Below are 22,035 nucleotides of genomic sequence, written 5' to 3'. Positions count from 1 at the left end.
ACACCGGCTGAATAAACCAATATGTGAATAGATGGAACATCGTTGTAATTCACCTTACAAACTAACAAGGATCTTGTATGAAAAATCTAGTTAAAGTAGTGGCTCTTTCAGCTCTAACACTTGCGACAACACAGGTATTTGCCTCAACGACAGCGAACTTTGATGCGACTTTACAAGTAACTCAGGCGCTTACTCTAACGAATGACACCAACCTTGATTTTGGCTCAATCACAACTGCAGACAATACAAACATCGTTGTTGCTCAAGGGGCTACCGGTGCAACACAATCGGCTAACTTTACAGTAAAAGGGGAAGCTGGTCGTCTAGTGAACTTTACCGTGCCAGCGTCAATTGAGCTGATCCACGATACAGATGCGACAAATAAGATTACTGTTACACTCGACCCTACGACAAGCGTGACACTTAACGGTACTGGCGATGGCACGCTAAGCATCGGTGGCACAGCTGATATTGCGAGTGCAACACTTAAAGCAGGTTCATACTCGGTAAACACCGGTGTTTCTATAGTATATCAATAAGATGTAAACGGTGGTTGTTTTCAGCAACCACCACTCTCATATCTATAAGACTATTCAGTCAACAATGAAGTGCTACTTTATCTTCATAATAATCAGCTGCCTATCGTACTTTTCTCACGCAGAAGAGTTATCTATTGTACTTGAAAATAGGCAGCTAGAATTTTCTGGATCTTACATATCGGGTTTTTATCAAAAAGCTCTAGTAAAACCTTCGAGCAATCGTTCTGATTCATTAAAATTTTACGTTACCGGGCGACAAAATAGCCAAATTCAGGTGCATATTACAAATAGCCAATCTATTGAGTCGAGCAAACACAAAATCAACTTTGACAAATTCACCTTTGGTTGTGGTTTAAACAGTTCTGGTAAAGCAAATATAAATTCAAATGGCAAAACTGAATTGCTGTGTATTGGCGCACAAACAACGATTACACCCAAACATTCTGCAGGCATTTATTCGGGAAGCATTCTTTTAGAGGTCACTTATTTATGAAGATTTTCATATTTCTAGCCATATTTTCATTATCAAGTTTTTCTTATGCTCAACTTTTAATTTCACCAACACGAATTGAAATCGATGGTTCTCGCTCGCAAACCACTAAAGTGATTGTTGAAAACATCGGTGACACGCCAATTAGACTCGACATCTCACCTCACTACATTGAAACTAGCAGGGCCAACATGGTGCGCAATAATTTGAATATTGCAAAAATTGAGGACAATTCTAGCAAAGTTCGTATATCACCTCCTGTTATTAGAAAGCTAGAGCCCAATCAACGTCGAACAATACGCGTTCAGGTATTGGCACAAACTGAAGACGGTGAGTTTCGCACCTATTTAAAATTTAGCCCAACGAAACTAAATAACGAAAAAGAAAACGTTAAAAACGTCTCATCCCAACAGTCAAACTTAAATATCAACTTGACCGTTCATTCATATATACCGGTTTATCAAGCAAAAGGTACGGTTAAGGATGATGTCTCGTATACTTGCGACAATGATGCCTTTAGCATCCAAAACCATGGTGTACACCAATTTAATGCGTGGTTAGATTCACCAGGGACGAACAGTGAAAACCTAGTACTCCTGCGCGAAAGCACACTAATAAATCAGAGAAACAAAGGCCAAATTTTTACCGTAAGAAAGGACGGTAAAACACTCTATAAGTGTCAATAATAACTTGAAGCTTTGGTTGTACATCACTGCGCTACTCATTTCTGAACTGAGTTACGCAGTTGATGAAAGTGATTACTTCCCTGCACACATAGAAGTTAAGCTCCAGCATTCGAGTGATAGTTTCTATCGTGTTGTTATGGATGACAATGAATCCCCTCATTTGAGGGTCGAACACATCGGACTCTATCTATTAGAAATGTTGGGGAGTTGTGACACACAACAGTGTGAATTTTTTCTGCCTCAAGATATTAAAAAAGAGCTCCCTAGTTTCATATTCGACTTCGAACGTTCAGTATGTTTTCAAGAAGATCAAGAAAAGATTCCATTTAAATCAATCGTCTATGAAAATAAAAAATACGTAGACTGGCGATATATTGATGCATGTCTACCCGTTAGTATTCATTGGATTTTGGATGATTATCGACTGAATATTAAAAAGGACTTTAAAACTCTCTCTGAGCTTGAAATAGAAATACAGCAATTGAGGCAGTCCTCTCGCGACAGCGCTCTTATCATTGAATCCCGCAAAAAACAGCCTGTATACACGCCCGCAGATGCCCTAGGTTTGTCGACTAGATTATCTGCAATTACGAGTGTAAAAGAAGACATTACCTTCGGCATTCAGTCTGATTTCCTCATTAGTAGTGAAAACTCATTGTCTCAGTTGTCGCTCGACTCTAGGTTAGATCAACCTATTGATTATTATAACATTGCCTTTAATACAAATAATGGTCAGGGGACATTCCAAATCGGAGATGTCATAGTTGACGGTAAAGTATTTCTTGACAGTACCTCAATTGAAAATGGTCTCTACTTCACCGATCGAAAACAGAAACCAGGCTTTGGCACACTCAATTTACAGAATTCGACCAAGCCCAATATTGATGTCGATGTATTGGTTAATGGGATTTATCGAAATAGTTATCGGTCGGACTCGTTTGGCCGCTTCTTGATTGAAGAAGATGATATTTCGCCCGGCGATACTGTTACATTTCGCTATTTTCTCGGTGAAGGTACGTGGTCAGAAGAAACCATCGTCATATCCGGTATCGACAACGCTTTTTTACCTAAGGCAGAATGGTCAACCCAAGCAGCATACAGTAACGACGATAAACTAGGTTATGTTTCTCTAGATTATGGTTTAAGTGAAAATGCGAGTATCGGTACAACAGCTTACACTAGCGATGAGCGATTCTTTGTCGGATATCAAGCACAGTATCTTCCAACTCATTGGCTCTCGGCGCAAGTTGGTTGGCTTCCTGAACTGAATCGAGTACCGGTTAATCTCTATGCTACATTAACTCCGCAACAATCCGTTCGCTTGTCCTTAAATAAACATCGCTATCTTAATGAAGATGAACTCAAGCATCATGAGCTTAGCTACCGCCTTTCACACAGAAACTTTTCTCTAAATCTTAGCTCAAAGCGCTACGCGTCTCGGTTAGAAGTTGTTTCAACACTCGGACTGAGGATAACGCCAACATATTATTTTACATACAAACCCACTTATCAGTACTTAAATTTGTTAAAACAAAGTAGTACAGAACATAGCTTAAAACTCACAAAGAGTAGTTTTTCTGACACGAATTGGAATATAGGGACAGTTCTTACTGAAAATGGCCAGCATCTATACTCTACCGCTAGATTTACCCACGACTGCTCAACATGTTGGCTTAATAGTTTCGATTGGTTCAATAACCTTAGCAGTAGCCTAAACCTTCAGTACCGAGATTCAGATCTCCACACGAGCATTTCAATGTTGTTTGATATCAACCGACACCTTGAGCTCTCTTTAAGTGCATCAGATGATGAATACAGTGCTGATGTAAAAGTGTTGCTAGCAGGCCAAACCGCGACTTCTAAAGAGTCTACTCAAAGTGTTTATTGGGAAGAATACGGTTTTGCTACAGTCAAAGGCCGAATAACCGATCAATCAGGTGCGCCTATAAGCCACGTCAGACTGCAACTTCTAAACCAACATACAGAAACCGATACTCAAGGTGAATTTATCTTTAATCGAGTTCCACCACGTAAAGAATTAGCATTAAAGATCGACGAAGGCAGCTTAGATTTGAGTCTTGTCCCCGAGTACAACCCTGTCATTTTAAACACACGAGAAGTGACAAAGACACAAGTGGACATTGAGTTAATCTCTTCTTTTGGTGCGGATGGTTATATTGATGCAAACATCTCTGAAAAAGCAGTGATCTATTTCAAACACCTCAAGAAAGAAGAGGAATACGCAAGCGTCATAGAAGACGATGGTTTCTATGTTATTGAAGGTTTAGTCGATGGGTATTACAAAATCACCTTAGAAATTGGTAACAAAGAGTACGTCCTATCAAAGAAGCTTGAAGGTGATTTCTGGATCAGCGGCTTAAACTTTAATCTCGATGACTTTGAAGCGAGCAGAGAGCTACCATAATTTAATAATTGATTGATTAGTTAAGTAGATGATAATGGCCAATACTCGGTTTAATCATTACATCGAAATCGCTATCTCAATAAATAATTAACCGATCATACCGTCACTAATGATTACATCTCGCCGCAGGTTCACTTACATACACTCAGCGACAACACACCATAAAGTACCCTAGCATGTTAGTCGTATTACGTTGTAAACTGTAAAAAACGAATCAAGTAGTATATTTATGTCATTTCCAGCGTGTCTACAATGTGAATCCACCTACGTCTATCAAGACCAATCCAATTACGTTTGCCCTGAATGTGGTTTCGAATGGAATCCTTCTGATAATAGTGACGACATATCACCCGTGGTTAAAGATGCGAACGGTACTTTGCTTCAAGAAGGCGACAAAGTAACGTTAGCAAAAGATCTTAAAGTGAAAGGAAGTTCATTGGTTCTTAAAATTGGCACTAAAGCGCTTATCAAACGTATCGTCGATGGTAAAGACCACCAACTCGACTGCAAAGTTGATGGTGCGGGTGAGATGATGGTTACAGCGCAGTTTGTAAAAAAAGCTTAGGGTACCTTATAAGATAGATATCAGTTTTAGAGATTGACGCCTAGCAATCTCTAAAACTTTAACGTTTAACGGAAACCAAAGCCGTACACTCGCCAAGACCATTTGTTAAATGGCTATAGAAAGTCAACGTTTCCTGAGAAAGGCATTGACTAAACGCTTCTTGCTCAATTTCAAACCGTTCGACACTAAACTCGCCATGCATTAGATACAATAAACTTTCTACGTAGGGGCAGTCAGGATCATCCAAGAAATCTTTTAAGTGCTTTATTTGATTAAATACAAGCAATTGATTGTCATCTTGCGCTAAGTGACGAATATCTCCAACGTTGATGTTATGCGGTAACTCAACACCTTCTAGTTTGCTCTTTATGTTGATAATCACTCGTTCTGCAATCTCGACATCACGGTTCAATGTCTCTAAACAAGCGACTATGCAGCCCTGTTCACTACCCCAATATTTTACTAGAGCGGTCTGCAAAGGCGATGCCCCAATAACAAACAAGAGATCAAGCCCAAGCTGTTGCATTAATTCGTCAGTTAACTGTGAAAAAGGAAGGTAGTGTTCAATGCCAAGTATATGATTAGAGTCATCAGCGGCTACGCCAATCTTCACCTGATCTTTAAGTTCATCTTTAGATTTGAACATGGTTTATTTCACTCTTTAAACAGCATACATACAGCATAGGCGAATGACTGAGATAGCACCTCAAACTCCCTTTACCATATTCATAAGCTACAGAAACTACGGATGATTAGACAAATAGCCAATGCTATTAAATTGCGTCAGATTGTACTTGAAACGACAATAACAAACTAGTCGCATAAACAAGCCTAAATACATTTTATCTTGCTTCCCCAATCAGTCTGTAAAGTAAGAATAAACGATACTAAAAAACAATTAACATTAGATAAGCGTTGTAATTATTCATTATCGTTATGCAAATTTTCAAGCTTTTGATATTCAACTGCGATTTCATACTTCAAACATTTCTCTCATCTGAACTTTTCGCAACAATACGCTTCAATTGACTAGTTAATGCACCCATTAGGCACTTTCGTTTCTTTTTTTAATGAAAGCCTGTCGAGCGCTCAGAAGGTTGGAATGGTTCAATGCACATTACCTCACATAAGATAGCTAAACGTTCATTACTGAAAATATTAGTAGTGGGCTTGGGGCTTAGCTTCTTCATTGTATTTCTAATCGCTGGTATTGCAGCCACCTTAGGAAGAGAGACAGTACTCTGGGACAACGAGGTGATCACAGGGTTTAGAGGCTTATTACTTGCCCTAGCAATTTGGCCGATATTTTCCTTCATCTTTGCCCTTTTCATCTGGGTTTGGTTAAGTCTTGGTTTATGGATTTATTCTTTTATCTCACCGATAAAAATTGTATTTAAAGATAGCGCTAGATTACGCTGATGCCAGATTAGCTGTTACAACTAAAGTGTTGTACTTCACGAGAACTGTTCAAATAACAAACTCAACCTGCCTTGGGTTAAGCCGGAATCACAGGCAAATTCGATACTTTTATCAACCCATGGGAAAGCCTTCAAAAGGCGTTTCTGAACCAAATTCAAACCTTGATTTTAGTCAATACTCACCTGCCAAATCACGATATATTTTGATTGAACCCGAGCCAAATCCAGCCCGAAAACCTGCACACGCAGGGAGCCCAAAAGGCTTTACGCACGTGTTCAATACATACTAATTGTTCTCACTTATAGAAGTAGAACCTTATCTCGATGAGATTGCCCTATGATTACTAAAGACTACTTGCCGCCAAACACTCCTATCGTTTCAAACTTTTTGGTACTGGAAGACGTATCATCATTTGTTACTTTTGCTCACAACACTTTCGATGCACAAGTTGTTAAAGAACACAAAGATTCTCTAGGTAATTACCTAAATGCAAGCTTACGCATTGAAAACGCAATCATCACGATTGAACAAGTTAGCCTTGAACGTAAGCCGACAATGACCTCAATGCTAATTTATGTTGAAAATGTAGAAGCCGTTATTGAGAACGCGCACGAATATGCAAGCGTCAAACACCAACCGACCACCAACAGTGAAGGTGAGCGCGTGGCATGTATTGAAGACAAATGGGGCAACCTGTGGTGGCTAGCAAGTGCTTTAGGTAAATAAGGATTCACTATCAGAGCGAAGCGAGAAACCATTCGCTTCGCTTTAGTGGTATAGTTCACTATTCCATACACCCAATAGACAACTAGCTTAAAAATATCGTTTTTCAAACCGTGAAGTAGAAACTAATCACTAGGATTGTCTCTGAGTTAGCATGACTTAAACTAATCTTTTTGCGCGTCGAGCAACTCACCGACTTTTTCGAAAAAGTCTCTACTATCTTTGTCTTCAAGGAGCCTTTCCCACTTCTCAATATTTTCAGTTAGATTATATGCTCGCCAGCCGCGTCCATTATTGAGCTCAATAGCGCGATCATAGTATTTTTTAATCCTAGGTGAAAGCGAGCGATCTTCATCGCCAATCCAAATATAGTCATAAAGTGAATCTGGGATGGCACTGTTTTTATTAAAATCATTTGGACTAATATTAACAAATAGATTTTGATATCCAACCAAATCACCTTTTTTAGCCAATTCATCTAACAGCATCAAATTCTGATGTTCAGATAAACAAATGCCATATTGGTATTCTTCTTTCTGACGATTTAAACATTCACCCTCTGTCATGTTATTTTTTTTTGAAACACAATAATTGATAAATGACTGAAAACAAATATTATCAGTCTCAGCTCGACCAAGCCCCGATATCATCATCTCTTTTGTCTTTTCCATATAAGGTTTCGTTTTACTGATTGCTTCTATATCATCTTCACTCTCCGCAAAGCTCAAATAATGATAAGCTAACTCCTTCGCGCAACTTGAACAACCATTCTCTATCCCTTCGTGAAGAATTGACAACGCTTCATCAGTCAACTCTGAGCTATCTTCACTTTTCCTGCCCGTGTTGGGCAGATGCCAATAATAAGCATAAAAATACATCTTAGGATCTATCGGGTCTTTCCTTACCCATGAGAGATAGGCTTCTTTCATCACCCAGTCAAACCCATATTTAGTACACGCCTCACGATATTTATCTAGCTGGCACAATCGCTCTTCTCGATAAGCGAGCATTGAAGGAGGATAACCTTCTATACTCAACAGCTTTAACTCGCTAATGGCTTTCTCGATGTTCACTCTTGCTAGGGCTAACGCATAGGCATTTCTAATTTCGATATTTCTTGGGTCTTTAGCATAGGGCGCTAGCACTTTCCTTGCTTGTATATCATTATATTTTCTCATTCTATATATAGACATACGAGCTTCAGCTATTTCAGCCTTAGTTAACTCTGGAGACCACGCTGGTGACGATAGTTCGGGTAGATAGTCACTGTCCAAGTTAGATGACTTTGCATAAACGGCAGCTGAAAGTATCCATAATATAAATATCGCGATAGTTTTACGCATTAAAGTTCCCCTAGCCTTTCTAACAGTGCTTGATAGTCACCTTTTGTGGCTTCTTGCTTTATCTCATTTAAGGTATTGGCCTTGTCAAATACATTATCTACACCTGTGTACTCTTTAACTAGATCATTGATATCTTTTTTCGCCTCATCAATATATTCATCCTTAATGTCACTAAACAACGTTGAAAAAACCTTCGTTGGCTCGGTAAATAGCTGTTTTAAGGCGGTTGACTCTTTCTCATAATCATCAGGGAAAATTTCTTTCCTTGCCAAATGATAACAAGTAAACTTTTCTATTTCCGTAAGGCTTCTATTTCCTTTATATTTCCCATTGTAGACATAGTATTTAAACATTTTACTTCCAATTGCTATTTCTTGTACTTCAAAACGTTTTTTAGGTAATACAGTAAAATATTCCACAAATCTAGCAAATACTCTTTCTTTAACTGAAAGATTAGTTTCATTCAAAGCATCAATAAGCGACACATCTATGGGGAACTTATTGTTAATTTTGCATCTATCTAGCCTTGAAACAAAGCCATTTAATTTTTCCCACACGACTATTGGCATAATTTTATTGCCATAATCACTAGGTAACATGGTTGTGCCTTTGAAGTTAAAACGACTGAATGTTTCTTCTAACTGGCGATCCAGTAAAGAACTCGTCAACATTTCATTTTCAGTCTTGCTCCAAGTTTGCAATAGTCTGGTGATAGCCAGCCATCTAGGACTTTCTTCTTCTAAACCTTGATGAAGTTGTTTTTTCTCTTTTTCAGTAAGTGGTTTGATTTTTTTAGACGGAAAAGCTTTTTCCATATTATCGTTTATTGACTTAATGCGTTTCAGTAACTCTGGTGAAAGCGCCTCACTTTCTTTGGTTAGAGTAAATAGCAAACGAGCACGGCTCTCTGGCAATAAATTTTTAAACCATGGCTGCATCTCGAGACTTGTCTGACCATTACTATTTCCCACGTTAAAATATCTCAGTACATTTGTCGCCACGGTATCGCTGTGGTTATGCATCAATAACCTATCTTCTTGCTCGAAGGCTTCATTGATATCTAATAGCGCCAATTGACTCATTGCGACACCTGTAACTATGTGCATCGTGACTATGGTATTTAACACCTTATAACCATTCATCATGCCACTTTCATCTTCTTCGGTGAACAAGTCGATGCGACGAAACTCTTCGTTAGCTAAAATTTCGGTCAGAACATTTACGATGTCCATAAGGTTTTCTGGGAAAATCTCCACAAGCAAATCGAGGCTACCGCCAACACCAAAAGTACCGCCACCTGCCATACGCATAACGAATTTTCGTTTTATATAGCCAAATTGAAGCACACCGCGCACCCCAATACCAAAGCGCAAATCATAAGATTTTACAAAGCGACCTAACGGTAACCAGTTATTATTATCATCTACAGTCACACCTTTAGACGACTGCAACTTCTTGCGCTGTGTGTCATCGAGCAGTTGCACGAAATTGGTCGCTGTTGCTTGCTTTCCGGGAGGGCACCATCGAACTGTAGATGAAACCGTCTCACCTACACGAGCTCCAGCAAACAGATCGGCTTGAGCGTTTATCATTCCTCCGGTGGGAATATGAATACTAGACTCTGTAGGAATTATGGGGGCGAGACTGATGCCTGAATCTACCGACCTCACCCTCACATGTGTTGCTAACGCAAACCCAATCCCCACGCTGCCGTAAAAGGTAGTTTTTAGATCGAATCTAAGTTGCCCCAAATGGAAATACTTGCTCTGTTCCTCCCCCTCTTCCCCTACTATGGCAGGTACTAGCATTGGGAAACCTTTGAGGCTAGGTAGCATTTTCTTAACGGTAATACCACCAGCTGCTAAATCGATATGAGCCGCTGCATTCAAACTGGCAATGCTACCTTTACGCTCACTTAATAGGGTATTAAAGTCGTCGTACTTCTTCGGATAGGAGCCGTTGACTCTAATCGAGTCTGCACAAAACCTTAAAAACTCAGCTTGCGCACTAACGGTATAGCTAACATCATCTCCACCGGAAAACCCAGTGGAAGTCTGAATAATTGATGTATGATTTGTAAATGACTCATCTTCTTCAGCGTTTAAGTTCACGCCTTTATTTGTATTCGCTTTAGCAGCTGCTCGCGCATCACCAAGCGCTTTTTTCAATGAGTTTTTTATATCATTGGTGCGCTTCAACTCGGCTGATGAATCACTTGCTTTTACATCCGTTCTATTCAGCACATTCAACCGCGTCAATTTACCTAGATCACCCAGCTCTTTCACCTTATCTAGATGGATACTATGCATGTATCGAGGCTTGTTGCTTTCGCTCATTATAAAAAACTCAACAATATGGCTATTGCTGTCCTTCCAAGCAAAGCGATACTCATCAAACTCGATATCATCTGGTGACCAAGCAACGTCATCGATTGGCATTAAACGCGTCATAACATGTGGTGGAACATTTAAGTTGAAAAACTTTAATTTTCCCTCTTCAAGTGCAATCTTCGCTTTATGTTTGAGATAATCTATTTGGTAACGCAGCGCGACGAGAAAGTACAACCCCTCCTCTGCATAGCCAGTCGCTTCTACTTCTCCATCAATAATGTTATCAATAAAAAACTTTAAGTACTCGGTAAGTTCTTGATCCCACAATTTTGAAAGTCCAAGCAAATTTAGATAGCCAAGCCCTTCAATGAACTTAACACTCTCACCTTGGCATAACGCACTCAGCGGTTTAAGTTCCTGAGTGGATTCTTCATAGTGAAATCGAGAGAAGCCGTTTTGATCATTGCTTGCCGCTTTTAGCTCCACACCACATTCACCAATGAAATATCTCAAGCGGTCAGTTGCGGAACCTTCTAACAACCCATCTAATTTTTCTTGAGTTTCGTCATCTTTGGCGAAAAGCTCGTGTTTATCTAGTAACTGTTCGGGTAGTGCAACCCCTTTTCTGTTTAATGAGCGGAATACTGAAAACGTATTAGCTGTGACGAGTTCAATAGGCTGCTTACGACCTTCACTACTATATTTATCGAACTCATTTAACAATACGTCATAATCTGACTTTTGATATCTTTTACGAAAATGAGGGATGATGTTCTGATACGCTCGATAATTCTTATCCATGCGCTTTTGTTCAGATTTCACAAACTTGAAGTTTTGCGATTGATTACTCTTGTACCAAGAGTAACCCTCATCTTCGGCTTTGTCCTTGGCTTGTTTTTCTAATTCTTTTATAGACTTCTCAACTATCGGGATGACCTTTTTCTCAACCAACCATTTAATGTTTCTCGCATCTGCCTTACCGTATCGAGAGCCTCCAGACGCCGTAACATAACGCTCGACTTCCTTAATCGCCTGTACAGTCAATTGATTTTCAACTAAATCTGACTCCGTCAAACCCATCGAGGCTGCGTAGTGTTCTGCATTCTCGTTAAAATTATCTTTAACTTTTTCAAATCGGGGAATTTTTCCTGAGCTCTCGAGCTTACGTACGTATGTCTTTAGCAGCAAAACGGTATACAGTGCTTGTACGTACTCTTTCTTGTCTTTATCCTCTTTTAGAAAAGAGAGATGGGAACGAGTTTTGTAGCTTTCTAACAGACCTTTTTCATTCAGCCCTTGTAAAACTTCTTGCTTGGTCGAGGCTATTTCTTCACTGCTCGCGTCTTCCTTAGTCAGTTTATTGACCAGTGGTTTGATTTTATCATCCAGCTCCTGCGCATGCTCTTTTAACTCCATAGCAAATTCACCATCAATGAGATACCATTCTGCCTTTTGAGGGATATACAGTACATCGGCAAATTCTTTCGGAGCACACTCTGCTTCAATGACCCCATCAGTCTCAATTTTTTTACATTCGACTTTACCTGTGTTGGTAAGATCTAAATTATCAGTGCTCATTATTAATTACTCTGGATATAGGCAAGCTTGAGTTGTTGCCAGTCAATGTCTGTCAAGTGAAACCAAGCGACATCTCGCCCTTCAGTTTTTTGGACTTTAGTAGGATTTTTAACTGCATAATCCTCACTATCTAAACGCCATTTGATTGCCGATATCGGGCCTAGAAATTCACTAAGTCGACTAAGTTCAATGTGTTGTAACCATCCGTGTAAATATCTTGGTTGATAAAATCTCAAAGCGTAAGCTTGTTCATTAGGAGCAATTACAACAAGTAAGCTATCCATATGGCGCTTGAATTGTTCAGTATCTGAAGTGGTTTCGAAAACTGGCGCATCCGGGTATTTCATGCGCAGTTCATGATCCCCTTCAGGTAAACAAATCCACAATGGGGAAGCGTCTAAGGCGCGCTCAAAAACAGTATTGATATACCACCAGAAGTGTTCCAAATTGTGTTTAGACGCGTCAATCGCGGCTTGTTGAGCATTAGGGTGGTCAACAAGCTGCCAAAACGATAAGCGCTCCATTATTCTCCTCCCGGTTGATCACAGTACGGACACGGTCCTTCTTCGGGGTGTTTCTGACAAAGACCTGCTGCAAAGGAGTTGTATTTTACTGCTGCGGTAAGCGATTTTAATGGTGAATAATTGAGTTTAAACTGGTTCACTTGCGGGTTTTGTGGAGACTCAACGCCTTCAGGCGCATCTGGCCAATTCCCACCAAACCCGCTACCACTGCCTGCGCTTCCACCGGAATTGAGGTTGATCATTGAGCCGACAACGTGAATACCACCAGCGTCAACTCGAATGAAATTACCTCCGACTTTAAAGGTTTGTTCGCTACCGGCCTCAATCACTACCTTAGCGCCACTCTTAATATGCACTTCATTACCCGATTGCAGAGCATAAAGCTTTCCGATTTTTTGGTGTGCGCTACCGTCAATTACTTCCGTTTTATCGGCCTTAATTTGGGCGCGGCTTTCGCCAGTTACCACCAAGTGCTGGTTATTATCCACCTGTGTAAAGCGATCGTTTTCGATGACTAAGTGCTTATCATGTTTGATGTGAGTGCTGTGGTCATTGAGCACATCCGCAGCAAAGTCTTTTTGCGCATGAAGATACACTTTTTCAGTATCCACTTGGTCTTCAAAACTCAGTTCATTGAAGCCGTCACCTTGATGCGTTTCACTACGCAGCACCGTCTTGGTTTTATGATCGGGTAACGTATAAGGTGGCGTGTTGGTCGCATGGTAACTACGCCCCGTAATGATCGGTTGATCAGGGTCACCATGCAAAAATGACACAATCACCTCATGGCCAATGCGTGGAATAGCCATAAAGCCATACTGAGAGCCAGCCCAACCTTGCGATACACGTATCCAACATGAGCTTTGTTCATTGCCTGATGAGTAGCGATCCCAAGGAAAATGTACCTTCACTCGCCCATGTTCATCACAATAAATCTCCTCGCCTTCAGGCCCAACAACGATAGCAACCATCGGTCCATCAACCTGTGGCTTTGGTTGAGGTACAGCACGCCACGTTTTGTTCGCTGGTATCACTTTAAAGTGGTTACTGTACGTGGTCGCGCCACTGCCGCCTTCCTCTTCTAAAGCTTGAGGCTGTGTACCACGATGCGTCACTTCAACCACTAACCAATCGCGGTTCGCCGCGGGTTCAAGGTTTTCAATAAGATCGAATTTAATTCCTGCCTGTAAAGCTGGCTGGTTACTTTTACCGACGGCAACATGAGAATCACGTCGGAGGTATTCCAACCGGTACTGGCTAAAGGCTTGGCCTGAACCCTCTTCTTTATATCGCCCAGGAAAATCATAGTGTTCATATTGGCTATGCTGAAAACTAAGATCGGCGCCGGTTTGCGCTTGAGCAAAGCCATAACTTGGTTTTTTAAAACTGTAATCTTTTAGTTCTAAATGACTAGGTTCTGTTTTATGGGCAATCGAAAACTGAGAGACATAAGGCTCATCAATCGCACCACTTGCCATGCTGTTATGAATAATAGGTTGAGGATATTTTGCTATCAACGCACTATCATCAGAAAAAATTACCGTATGTTTCGCGTCCGTTTGTTCGATAAAATAGCTAATCCCTTCTTCGGCAGCTAAACGCTGAATAAAATCGAGATCGGTTTCTCGATACTGCACACAAAACTCACGCGGTACTGACGCCCCCTTTAAGGCAAAACTGAAATCCTCAATGCCCATCTCTTGCAATAGCAAAGTCATCATCTCAGGAACAGTTTTGTGCTGGAACGTGCGGCTATTTTGCCTGAGCGATAATCGCTCCAATGCGGGAACTAACACTAGCGAATAAAGGGTGTGGTGATGACCGATTTCGCCTTGAGCAAATTGCCTCACTATGCCGTGTACATGTTGAACCGCTTGACCATTAACATAGATGATCAAGTGGGCCGCTTTATCCACCATCTGTTCGGCTGTGATGCTTGACTGTCTGCTACCGAGTTCAATGTTATAACGAAAGCCAAAATAAGGTTCGCCGTTTCCCCAATCAGATTGAGATAAACATTCTTTACCCATGTACCCAGTAACGACGAACGTATCTTCCGGTAATCCTTCTACACTAAGAGTAAATGTTAGCTTTGCCATCCAATGTGCCTTTTTCAATTCTTTTCGTCTTCGAACAGTTTTGCTCGTCCCTATTCGACTTAATCCTTAGTTATGATTGCCAGAGCGTCGATCACGCTCTGGCTAACTATCAGTAAAGGGCTCTTGATAATCTAAACGACTTAAACAATCGCTCGGTAAATGGGTTAGCATCTGCTTCTGAGTTAATTCTGTAGACCATCTCACCCCCAGCGACTTTGAATTTATAATCCACTGATGTTGGACTCGCTCCAGTCACAGCAGCTTGATCAAGTAAACGGAAGAATGCCCATGGCCCTTGAAGTTGGACACTTCGCGGTGAACGATTACTCTTGGTCGGAATAAGCGTGACTTTTGATACCGCCGAGTCCCGCAGCGTGTTTGGCCAAATAAGTTCTACCGTTTCTCTTGGCCCATGGCTATAGGTTAAAAACTGGCCATCTATATTGAGTAAACTACGACGTTTATTGCTCGTTAAGCTAAGTGGCTCAACAGAAAAGCTCACATCGAGTACACCTTTGCGATTAAAGAAAGCTTCACGAATTTTCCTCGCCTGCTGGATCTGAGCCAGTATCGCTGGACGAATCAATGGCTGCTGAGCTTGGCCTTCTGTCGTCGGAATTTTCTCTTCAACAAATAGCTTGAGTTGCTCATTGTAGAAACGATCGAGTCGGCCATTTGGGGCAAAAAAGCTCTCAAAATCTTTCAAAGAAACATCTTTTCGCGCATTTTGTTTAAATGGATAACGACCTGCAAGTTTAGCTTGGAACGGTCTATAAACATCTTCACTCCAACGAATTTCTAATTGCTGTAGAGCCTCTTGCTTGACCACAAACCAGCTCTCATTCGCTAACTTAGCAAACATTCGATCTAACGGTGCTGGTAAACCTGAGGAGATGCGGTTTAACGTATAGATCGGATCAGCATTGATGAGTTTCGTTCTCGCTTTTGTCGCTTCAAGAGCCGCCATACCAACATCTGGGGCATTTTTAATCGCCGCCATATAGTTCTTCAGGTCCTCAACAGATGCCAAAACTTCCATAATGTAAGCTGGCTTACCGCCGACAGGACGTAGCATGTCGTTTAATTCTGTAAATGGCGCTTCAATCTGTGAGGCCACTTGATATTTAGACGTTTTCAACAACGCTTTCTGAGCTTCACTATCCTCTGCCAAGTTGGCAAATAAATGGGTATTGGTATTCAGCGTTCTCAGCAAACGCTGCATAGGCTCAGTGCTACTGGTAATGTTATCCAGTACCGCGACCGCTTCATTGATATCATTAAAGTACTTTATATCAAGCTCATTGATTGCCGAGCGCCAAGTCTGTGTGTAGTCAGCAACATAAAGCCTTCTTATGTCATCCTGCAACGCTTGCTTATCCGCTTCGCTAAATTGCGCTGTTTTTGCTAGACCTAGTACCCAAGTATCGATCAGTGCCAACTCAGAAACTTCTTCTGATTTTGGTAATAAGTATTCTTCAAAGCCTTTTTTGGTCAAAAGTTGCGGAATGTAATAATTGTCCACATTATTAATATCTTCAGCGAAGACGACGTCAAATACTGGCCCAACGAGGCTGCGTAAACTTGCTGACGGCCCTAAAATGCTCTGAGAATTAAGCTTCAAATTACGATAAACACGCTCAGCTATCGGCATAGCACTCAATTGCATTTGCGCACGAGATATAACAAGATCATAAGGTCTTAGAATTTGTTCTGCTGTTGCATCACCTCTTAGTCTTTCGCCCTGAAGATTGGTATGGTTGAGTGCATATTCCAAGTGCGTATATAACTGTTCTTGAACTCGCTTTTGGCCAGAGAAAGAGCGTTGCCAACTGCGACTAAAATAGTCATAGATAAAATCTTCATGTCGGCCACTTCTATCAACCAACATGCGATAAATACGCAGTGCTGATAATTTTTCTTCATCCGTTCTCGCTAGGTTCATCTCATTGACGAGTTCTGCCATTAGTAACGGCAAAAACTGAGTCTTAAGCAAACCTAGGTAAGTCTCTTCCACTTTAGGGCCAATGGTGTGTCCCTGATATAAGCCGAAGTCAGTCACGTAAGGGGCTTTTTCACGAAAATACCCAAACTCTAGCATCGCTTCCCTAATCTGGTTTAGTGGGTCGAGTGCCTGTTTTTGTGACAATATATGCGGTTGACCTTCGAATTGAGTTTTGTATTGATTGACCTTTGCTAATACATTATCAGAACGTTCAAAATTCTTTAGATAGTTTTGATGCCACGTGCCAATTAATAGAGCAGTCACAATCAAACACACGGTCAAACATAATCCCATAACACGACGAGAGCCTTTGGCTACACGGCTATTATCACTCGCAATACCCGCTTCAGGATAGATAATGTTAGTGAAGAGTTTTTCGGTAAAATAGACCGTAGAGTTTTTCGCTCTTTGTGCGGTATTTATCGCATGAGAGAGCCCATAACGGCGTGACGCTGCATCATCAAAAGCATTCGTCGGAACACCTTGCTGATACACCGAGGTGAAATACACCCCTCGCACCAGTGCCGCGATTGAATACTGGTCACTTGCTAAAGCTTCTTGTAAGAACAGATGCAAAATATCTTTAATGCCGGCTATTTGTCGCGTAAAGCTATAAATAGCGTTTCGCTCATCTAAACTCATCGTTGTTGAGGTAGCATGAGGTAATAGTCCGTTAATTCGTTCAACAAACTCACCATACTCAACCATGAGTTCTTCTAACCAGAAATCCGGATTATTAACAGAATCCATCGCGAACGTGAAACCCAGTACTTCCTCACGTTGCGTTTTGTTGTAGTGCTTAAAGAACGGTTCAAATCCATACAAAAGATCGAGCTTGGTCAGGGTAATATAGACAGGGACACGTGTTGATAGCGTCTCGGTTAACTCTTTTACGCGCGCTCTTAAAAGACTGGCATAAGCTTTACGCTCTGAGGTCGTCGCGGTCGCAAGATGAGAGATATCGAGCGCCAATACGATTCCGTTCAATGGGCGACGGCTACGAGTTTTTTCCAGCCATTTAACAAAGTGCAACCACAAGCGTCTTTCCATTTCACCGTTGTTTGAGTCGCTTCGTGTTCCTTGCGTCAGCAACTCGCCATCGGGGTCAATTAGCACCGAATCTTCGCCCACCCACCAATCAAACGAGTATGGGTTGCCACTTTTTTGTCCGGAGGCGCGCATTACGGAAGAAAAGGTAAAATTTTGCCCAGAGCGGTTAATTAAGCTGGTTTTACCCGCATTTTCTAAGCCTAATACTAAATACCAAGGCAGAGAATATAGATAATTTGCCGATCCCATACTCTCTTTCATATTACTCATAACAAGATTCAATTCTGTCTCTTGTCTTTCTTCCAATATTTTTATTGGATCATCTCGTAACTGTTCCTCCCTGACTTGGTTATTCTTATAACCTTGCAATTTATGCCATTGAAGGACGCCCCATATAGCTAAAGAACCAAGAGTAAACAGTCCGCAGGCCACCACTCTAGAGATCACAGTTTCAAGAGGTTTTTTGTCACCAACTTCAAGCCAAGGCCCTGCCCACCATATAGCAATATTGACTAAAACAAAGGTGATGAATAGTAATATAGGCAACGCGGCCGTTACACTCGGCTTTAACGCTCTCACTATTCTAAATATATATCTCAACATTTGGTGTGTCCTTGTCTATTCTGACGCTGTATATCTTTTTATTTGTTCCATCAAACTCGGTTCCCATTCAGGTACCGATAATGATTTGACCTGTTTATCTAGGGTTTGATATTGCAAAGTGGCCATCGCCTCTAATTTGTTACTGCGTAACAAATCAGCGGTAATTAGTCGCCAATAAAATTGGTCACGTGGTTCTGACGATGAATCTAAGCCTTGATTCAACATAATTAATGCGGGTTCAATACCACTCTCCTCTGCGATAACCTGTGCATCTTTGCGCACCTCATCCCAATCGTTCCCCGCTGATGTTTTTGTCGATGTGGATGGAACACAGGTCTTTAACCAATCTTTGACTTGTTCAGAAACAAATGGGTCTCCCCCTTTGAACTTCAACTCAAGTAGTGATGGCATGCGAGTCAAAAAGGTTTGTGTCTCATCAACAATAGCTTGGCACCAACTCACTTCCCCCAGCTCTTTGGCAATCGCGTAACTCATTAATTGTCCATCAAACCAAAATGGCGCGAGCGTCAGGCTTTGCTCTACTTTTAACCACAAGCTGACGTCTGGATGTCGCATCAAATCTTGATAGTCTTTCACTCTGTCCGCTTGCATACCGCGAAGCATTGTTTCGCCATCCGATTTATGATCCGGCAAGGAATGGATTGCGCCCCACACTGCGTAACGCCTTAAGCGAATCGCTAAAGCCCTACCGTTTTCCTGTTCACTCAAAAACTCAGCAACTTTCAGTAATGTTTGCTTAGACGACTTGTCACTCGAGTTATCAATGGTCATGTCCGGCCGACTTTCAACACTTTGACTAACCGGCGTCTGCTCGTTCTGACTCTGTTGTGTCTTTACTTCAACCGCTTTTTGCCTTTGTTGTATTGCCGAGACTTCCGTTTTAATACGGCGCACGACAAGATCGACAAATTCTGATTGCAGTTCTTGTTCGTCGAGAGCGTCTTGCCACGCTTCGCTCACCTCAAGTAAGGTTTTACTCTCTTCGTCGTCTAATCGTTCGAAATCAAACTTCTCAATCAACAAATGAAAACGCTGAGCTATTTGGTTAAAAAACTTACCGCGTGGCCCCTTACCACGAGGGCCAGGAACCGGATAACTGTCTTGCCAATATAGACGCAAAAACTGCTCCATCACTTTGAAGGAAATGGTGGTCTTATAGGTTGTTGGTTGAAAGTGTAAGCATTGCAGCAAATATCCAAGCAAGCGGATATCTTTACTTTGTGTACTCAGCAGCTTTATGCATTCCTGCTCAACTTTCTCCCATTCAATTGAGCCATGTGACAGCGAGCCTACCTTCATCATTTGGTCTTCAATGAAATCAAACTGCGGATCATCTTCTAGTTTGATTCCAACAGGCTGCTCTGTACTAATCGGTTTCGCAATACATTGCGGGTATTGTGTCATTCCCATCTTATTCGTCCTACCAACTACATCGCTCTCGCAGAACCTCTAGACCCTGTTTAAGATCTTGAGTATTAAACTGCAAACCATCAGCAAATCGCGCGTTTGAACGTAAAACGAGATGGGAGGATTGCGCCAAAACTTTCATCATTTCAATCGCCGGAATACCACGTCCAGAAGAGAACATCACGCCATAGTCATCACTGCGCCATACTTGAGTCATATGACGCGTCGACACTTGAATCTTCGCAGCATCGACTTGTTTTGCTAATGCCAATTCGACACGGCTGATATTATTAATGCAGCTTAAAAGTAAAACCGAGCGGTCTTCGTCATCGAGATCATGGTTCTGCGCTGGCATCGCGATCCATGCATTACCCTTTTCTCCGGGTTCCGTGACCAATGCCCATCCTTCATCTACACGTACTTGCTGCTTACCGTCCATGGCGTGCGTCCATTGACTCGAATAATGGGGAGTCTCCGCGTCTAAACCTTGCGCCTCTACTGGCGTTGAAAATAGTTCATCAAAACATGCGAGCCGCTCTAGCCTAACGGGAATATCGCGACATTGGTTGGCTTGCTCTACCAATCGTTCATCGCTTTTTGCGTTGACTATTGACGCCCCTCCTAACCAAAACGCCACGGTCAATATCATGAGTTTGTTTCGCTTCATGCTTCAATCTCCAACTTCTGACATTTGTACGCCAGTGTTCGCTTAGGTATCCCCAAGCTTTCTGCTGTTTTAGCTCGGTCGCCATCAAAACGAGCCAATCTTTCACTGATTATCTTTGCTTCAAAATCGTTTAACGCTTGCTTAAGGTCATCAACCACTTCCTGTTTACCCATAGCCAAACGTCTTTTCTCATCCGACAATTCTTCTGTGGTACTCATTGGAAGAAGGGACTCATTGAAGGACTGAAAACGGTTTTCAAAACTGTCTAGTTCGATTTGGCAATTGTTGCTTGTTTGCACACAGCTAAACTCAATGAGGTGCTTGAGTTCTCGCACATTCCCCGGAAACGAGTACTGCTCTAAGGCATCCAACGCTTGATAATGAATGCCACGAATATGGGTGCCGTTTTTCTGGTTATATTCTTGAATAAAGAAGTCACACAAATCCGCGAGATCGCCCTTACGCTGCGCAAGGCTCGGTATGCTAATCGGGTATTGCAGCAAGCGATAATAGAGGTCTTGGCGAAACTCTTTGCGACTGACATGGTTTTGCAGTTGTACGTGTGTCGCGGAAACTAAGCGAAAGTCAGAATGTAATTCTTGCTTACCTCCAAGAGGTCGAAAAGTGTGCGCTTCCAACACTCGCAACAATTTAGCTTGCAACGTTAACGGCATATCGCCAATTTCATCTAAAAATAACGTTCCACCATCCGCTTGCGCAATTAACCCTAGCTTATCTGAATCGGCCCCTGAGAATGCACCTTTGCAGTAGCCAAATAGCTCACTTTCTAAGAGGTGCTCCGGAATTGCAGCACAATTTACCGCGACAAATGGCTTATGTTTTCGACTAGAAAAATCATGAATCGCTTGAGCAACGAGTTCTTTACCCGTGCCTGTTTCACCTTGAATCATCACCGACAGATTAGAGCTCGCTGCAGACAAAATCTGCTGACGCAATTTATGCATTACGCTACTTTTACCAATCATTTTATTGGCAAGATTGACTAGTAAAGAGTTTTGTTCCGTCACTTCTTGAATGTCCGACAGAGACTCTTTCATTTGCTTTTGACGTTGTTCCTTCTTCGCCATTTCATTTAACAGTGACCACTGTTGCGAGAAAACATTCAAAAAGGTTTTGAAGTCATCATCCGCAAACGTGTCCGATAGCACTTTGCTAGAGCCAATGGTGACTAATATAGAATGAACGGAGTCACTCTCCATGGGCAAAGGCTGCAAACGAAGGCTATCAAACATGCCGACCCTTTCCGCGAGTTGCGCAAAATGTCGATTAGAACGCCAAAAGATCAACTCGTCGGCGGTATAGCTCTTTGACTGGCGAGACTGAAGTACGTGGGCAAAAGGCACATCAAAATCGACCACAGACCAACTGTACGTGGCAGGTTGATCATGAGATGCCACATTTCGACCATCCGGTGAAGGTAAAAGTAATAAGCTGTCATTGAGTTCCATCTCCTGATCTAACAGGGAGATAAACTGAGTCACCAATTGATGGGGATCTCTAATCCCCACTAACTGGGTTGAAAACGCCAGCCATTGACTCATCG

General features: G+C 41.7%; 16 protein-coding genes. 7 read left to right on the top strand and 9 right to left on the bottom strand.

The window, feature by feature from the left end; translation table 11 throughout:
* Window positions 1–77: 77 nt before the first annotated feature.
* From IRQ95_RS15780 to IRQ95_RS15760, 5 genes are all read left to right on the top strand, one after another.
* Window positions 78–539 (top strand): DUF4402 domain-containing protein, encoded by a 462-nt coding sequence (locus tag IRQ95_RS15780; protein ID WP_194437828.1) that lies wholly within the window; start codon window positions 78–80, stop codon window positions 537–539.
* Window positions 540–603: 64 nt separating this feature from the next.
* Window positions 604–1,032, top strand: coding sequence for a DUF4402 domain-containing protein (locus IRQ95_RS22445; RefSeq protein ID WP_194437827.1), 429 nt, complete (start codon window positions 604–606; stop codon window positions 1,030–1,032).
* Complete coding sequence (locus tag IRQ95_RS15770; RefSeq protein ID WP_194437826.1) at window positions 1,029–1,715, top strand: fimbrial biogenesis chaperone; 687 nt, start codon at window positions 1,029–1,031, stop codon at window positions 1,713–1,715. The genes IRQ95_RS22445 and IRQ95_RS15770 overlap by 4 nt, the downstream gene beginning before the upstream one ends.
* Window positions 1,716–1,731: 16 nt before the next feature.
* On the top strand, window positions 1,732–4,140 hold the full coding sequence (locus IRQ95_RS15765; protein ID WP_194437825.1) for a carboxypeptidase-like regulatory domain-containing protein: 2,409 nt from the start codon (window positions 1,732–1,734) through the stop codon (window positions 4,138–4,140).
* Window positions 4,141–4,369: 229 nt separating this feature from the next.
* Window positions 4,370–4,705 carry a zinc ribbon domain-containing protein YjdM gene (locus tag IRQ95_RS15760; RefSeq protein WP_194437824.1) on the top strand — a complete coding sequence of 112 codons (336 nt, stop codon included), beginning with the start codon at window positions 4,370–4,372 and terminating at the stop codon, window positions 4,703–4,705.
* A 58-nt stretch (window positions 4,706–4,763) separates the two neighbouring features.
* Here IRQ95_RS15760 and IRQ95_RS15755 read toward each other — a convergent pair whose 3' ends face one another.
* Window positions 4,764–5,351 (bottom strand): hypothetical protein, encoded by a 588-nt coding sequence (locus tag IRQ95_RS15755; protein ID WP_194437823.1) that lies wholly within the window; start codon window positions 5,349–5,351, stop codon window positions 4,764–4,766.
* A gap of 464 nt (window positions 5,352–5,815) precedes the next feature.
* Between IRQ95_RS15755 and IRQ95_RS15750 the strand changes: the two genes are divergently transcribed.
* Window positions 5,816–6,124, top strand: coding sequence for a hypothetical protein (locus IRQ95_RS15750; protein ID WP_194437822.1), 309 nt, complete (start codon window positions 5,816–5,818; stop codon window positions 6,122–6,124).
* Window positions 6,125–6,460: 336 nt separating this feature from the next.
* Window positions 6,461–6,850, top strand: coding sequence for a VOC family protein (locus IRQ95_RS15745; RefSeq protein WP_194437821.1), 390 nt, complete (start codon window positions 6,461–6,463; stop codon window positions 6,848–6,850).
* A gap of 161 nt (window positions 6,851–7,011) precedes the next feature.
* Here IRQ95_RS15745 and IRQ95_RS15740 read toward each other — a convergent pair whose 3' ends face one another.
* From IRQ95_RS15740 to IRQ95_RS15705, 8 genes are all read right to left on the bottom strand, one after another.
* A complete protein-coding gene (locus tag IRQ95_RS15740) occupies window positions 7,012–8,190 on the bottom strand; it encodes a hypothetical protein (RefSeq protein ID WP_194437820.1) in 1,179 nt (392 codons plus the stop codon).
* Window positions 8,190–12,098, bottom strand: coding sequence for a hypothetical protein (locus tag IRQ95_RS15735; protein WP_194437819.1), 3,909 nt, complete (start codon window positions 12,096–12,098; stop codon window positions 8,190–8,192). The genes IRQ95_RS15740 and IRQ95_RS15735 overlap by 1 nt, the downstream gene beginning before the upstream one ends.
* A 2-nt stretch (window positions 12,099–12,100) precedes the next feature.
* Window positions 12,101–12,622 (bottom strand): DUF4123 domain-containing protein, encoded by a 522-nt coding sequence (locus tag IRQ95_RS15730; RefSeq protein ID WP_194437818.1) that lies wholly within the window; start codon window positions 12,620–12,622, stop codon window positions 12,101–12,103.
* Window positions 12,622–14,721 (bottom strand): type VI secretion system Vgr family protein, encoded by a 2,100-nt coding sequence (locus IRQ95_RS15725; RefSeq protein ID WP_194437817.1) that lies wholly within the window; start codon window positions 14,719–14,721, stop codon window positions 12,622–12,624. The genes IRQ95_RS15730 and IRQ95_RS15725 overlap by 1 nt, the downstream gene beginning before the upstream one ends.
* Window positions 14,722–14,830: 109 nt before the next feature.
* The gene (gene tssM / locus IRQ95_RS15720; RefSeq protein ID WP_194437814.1) at window positions 14,831–18,376 is read right to left on the bottom strand and encodes a type VI secretion system membrane subunit TssM; all 3,546 of its coding nucleotides are present in this window, start codon (window positions 18,374–18,376) and stop codon (window positions 14,831–14,833) included.
* Window positions 18,377–18,391: 15 nt separating this feature from the next.
* On the bottom strand, window positions 18,392–19,807 hold the full coding sequence (gene tssA / locus IRQ95_RS15715; RefSeq protein WP_194437812.1) for a type VI secretion system protein TssA: 1,416 nt from the start codon (window positions 19,805–19,807) through the stop codon (window positions 18,392–18,394).
* 10 nt (window positions 19,808–19,817) lie between these two features.
* Window positions 19,818–20,471 (bottom strand): type VI secretion system-associated protein VasI, encoded by a 654-nt coding sequence (gene vasI, locus IRQ95_RS15710; RefSeq protein ID WP_194437811.1) that lies wholly within the window; start codon window positions 20,469–20,471, stop codon window positions 19,818–19,820.
* Window positions 20,468–22,033 carry a sigma-54 interaction domain-containing protein gene (locus IRQ95_RS15705; protein WP_194437810.1) on the bottom strand — a complete coding sequence of 522 codons (1,566 nt, stop codon included), beginning with the start codon at window positions 22,031–22,033 and terminating at the stop codon, window positions 20,468–20,470. Before IRQ95_RS15705 ends, vasI begins: the two co-directional genes overlap by 4 nt.
* Window positions 22,034–22,035 lie beyond the last annotated feature (2 nt).

The sequence above is a fragment of the Vibrio fluminensis genome (genome assembly GCF_015278125.1).
GTDB lineage: Bacteria > Pseudomonadota > Gammaproteobacteria > Enterobacterales > Vibrionaceae > Vibrio > Vibrio fluminensis.
The sequence above is the reverse complement of the archived record's forward strand: the minus strand, read 5'-3'. Positions and strand labels throughout refer to the sequence as shown.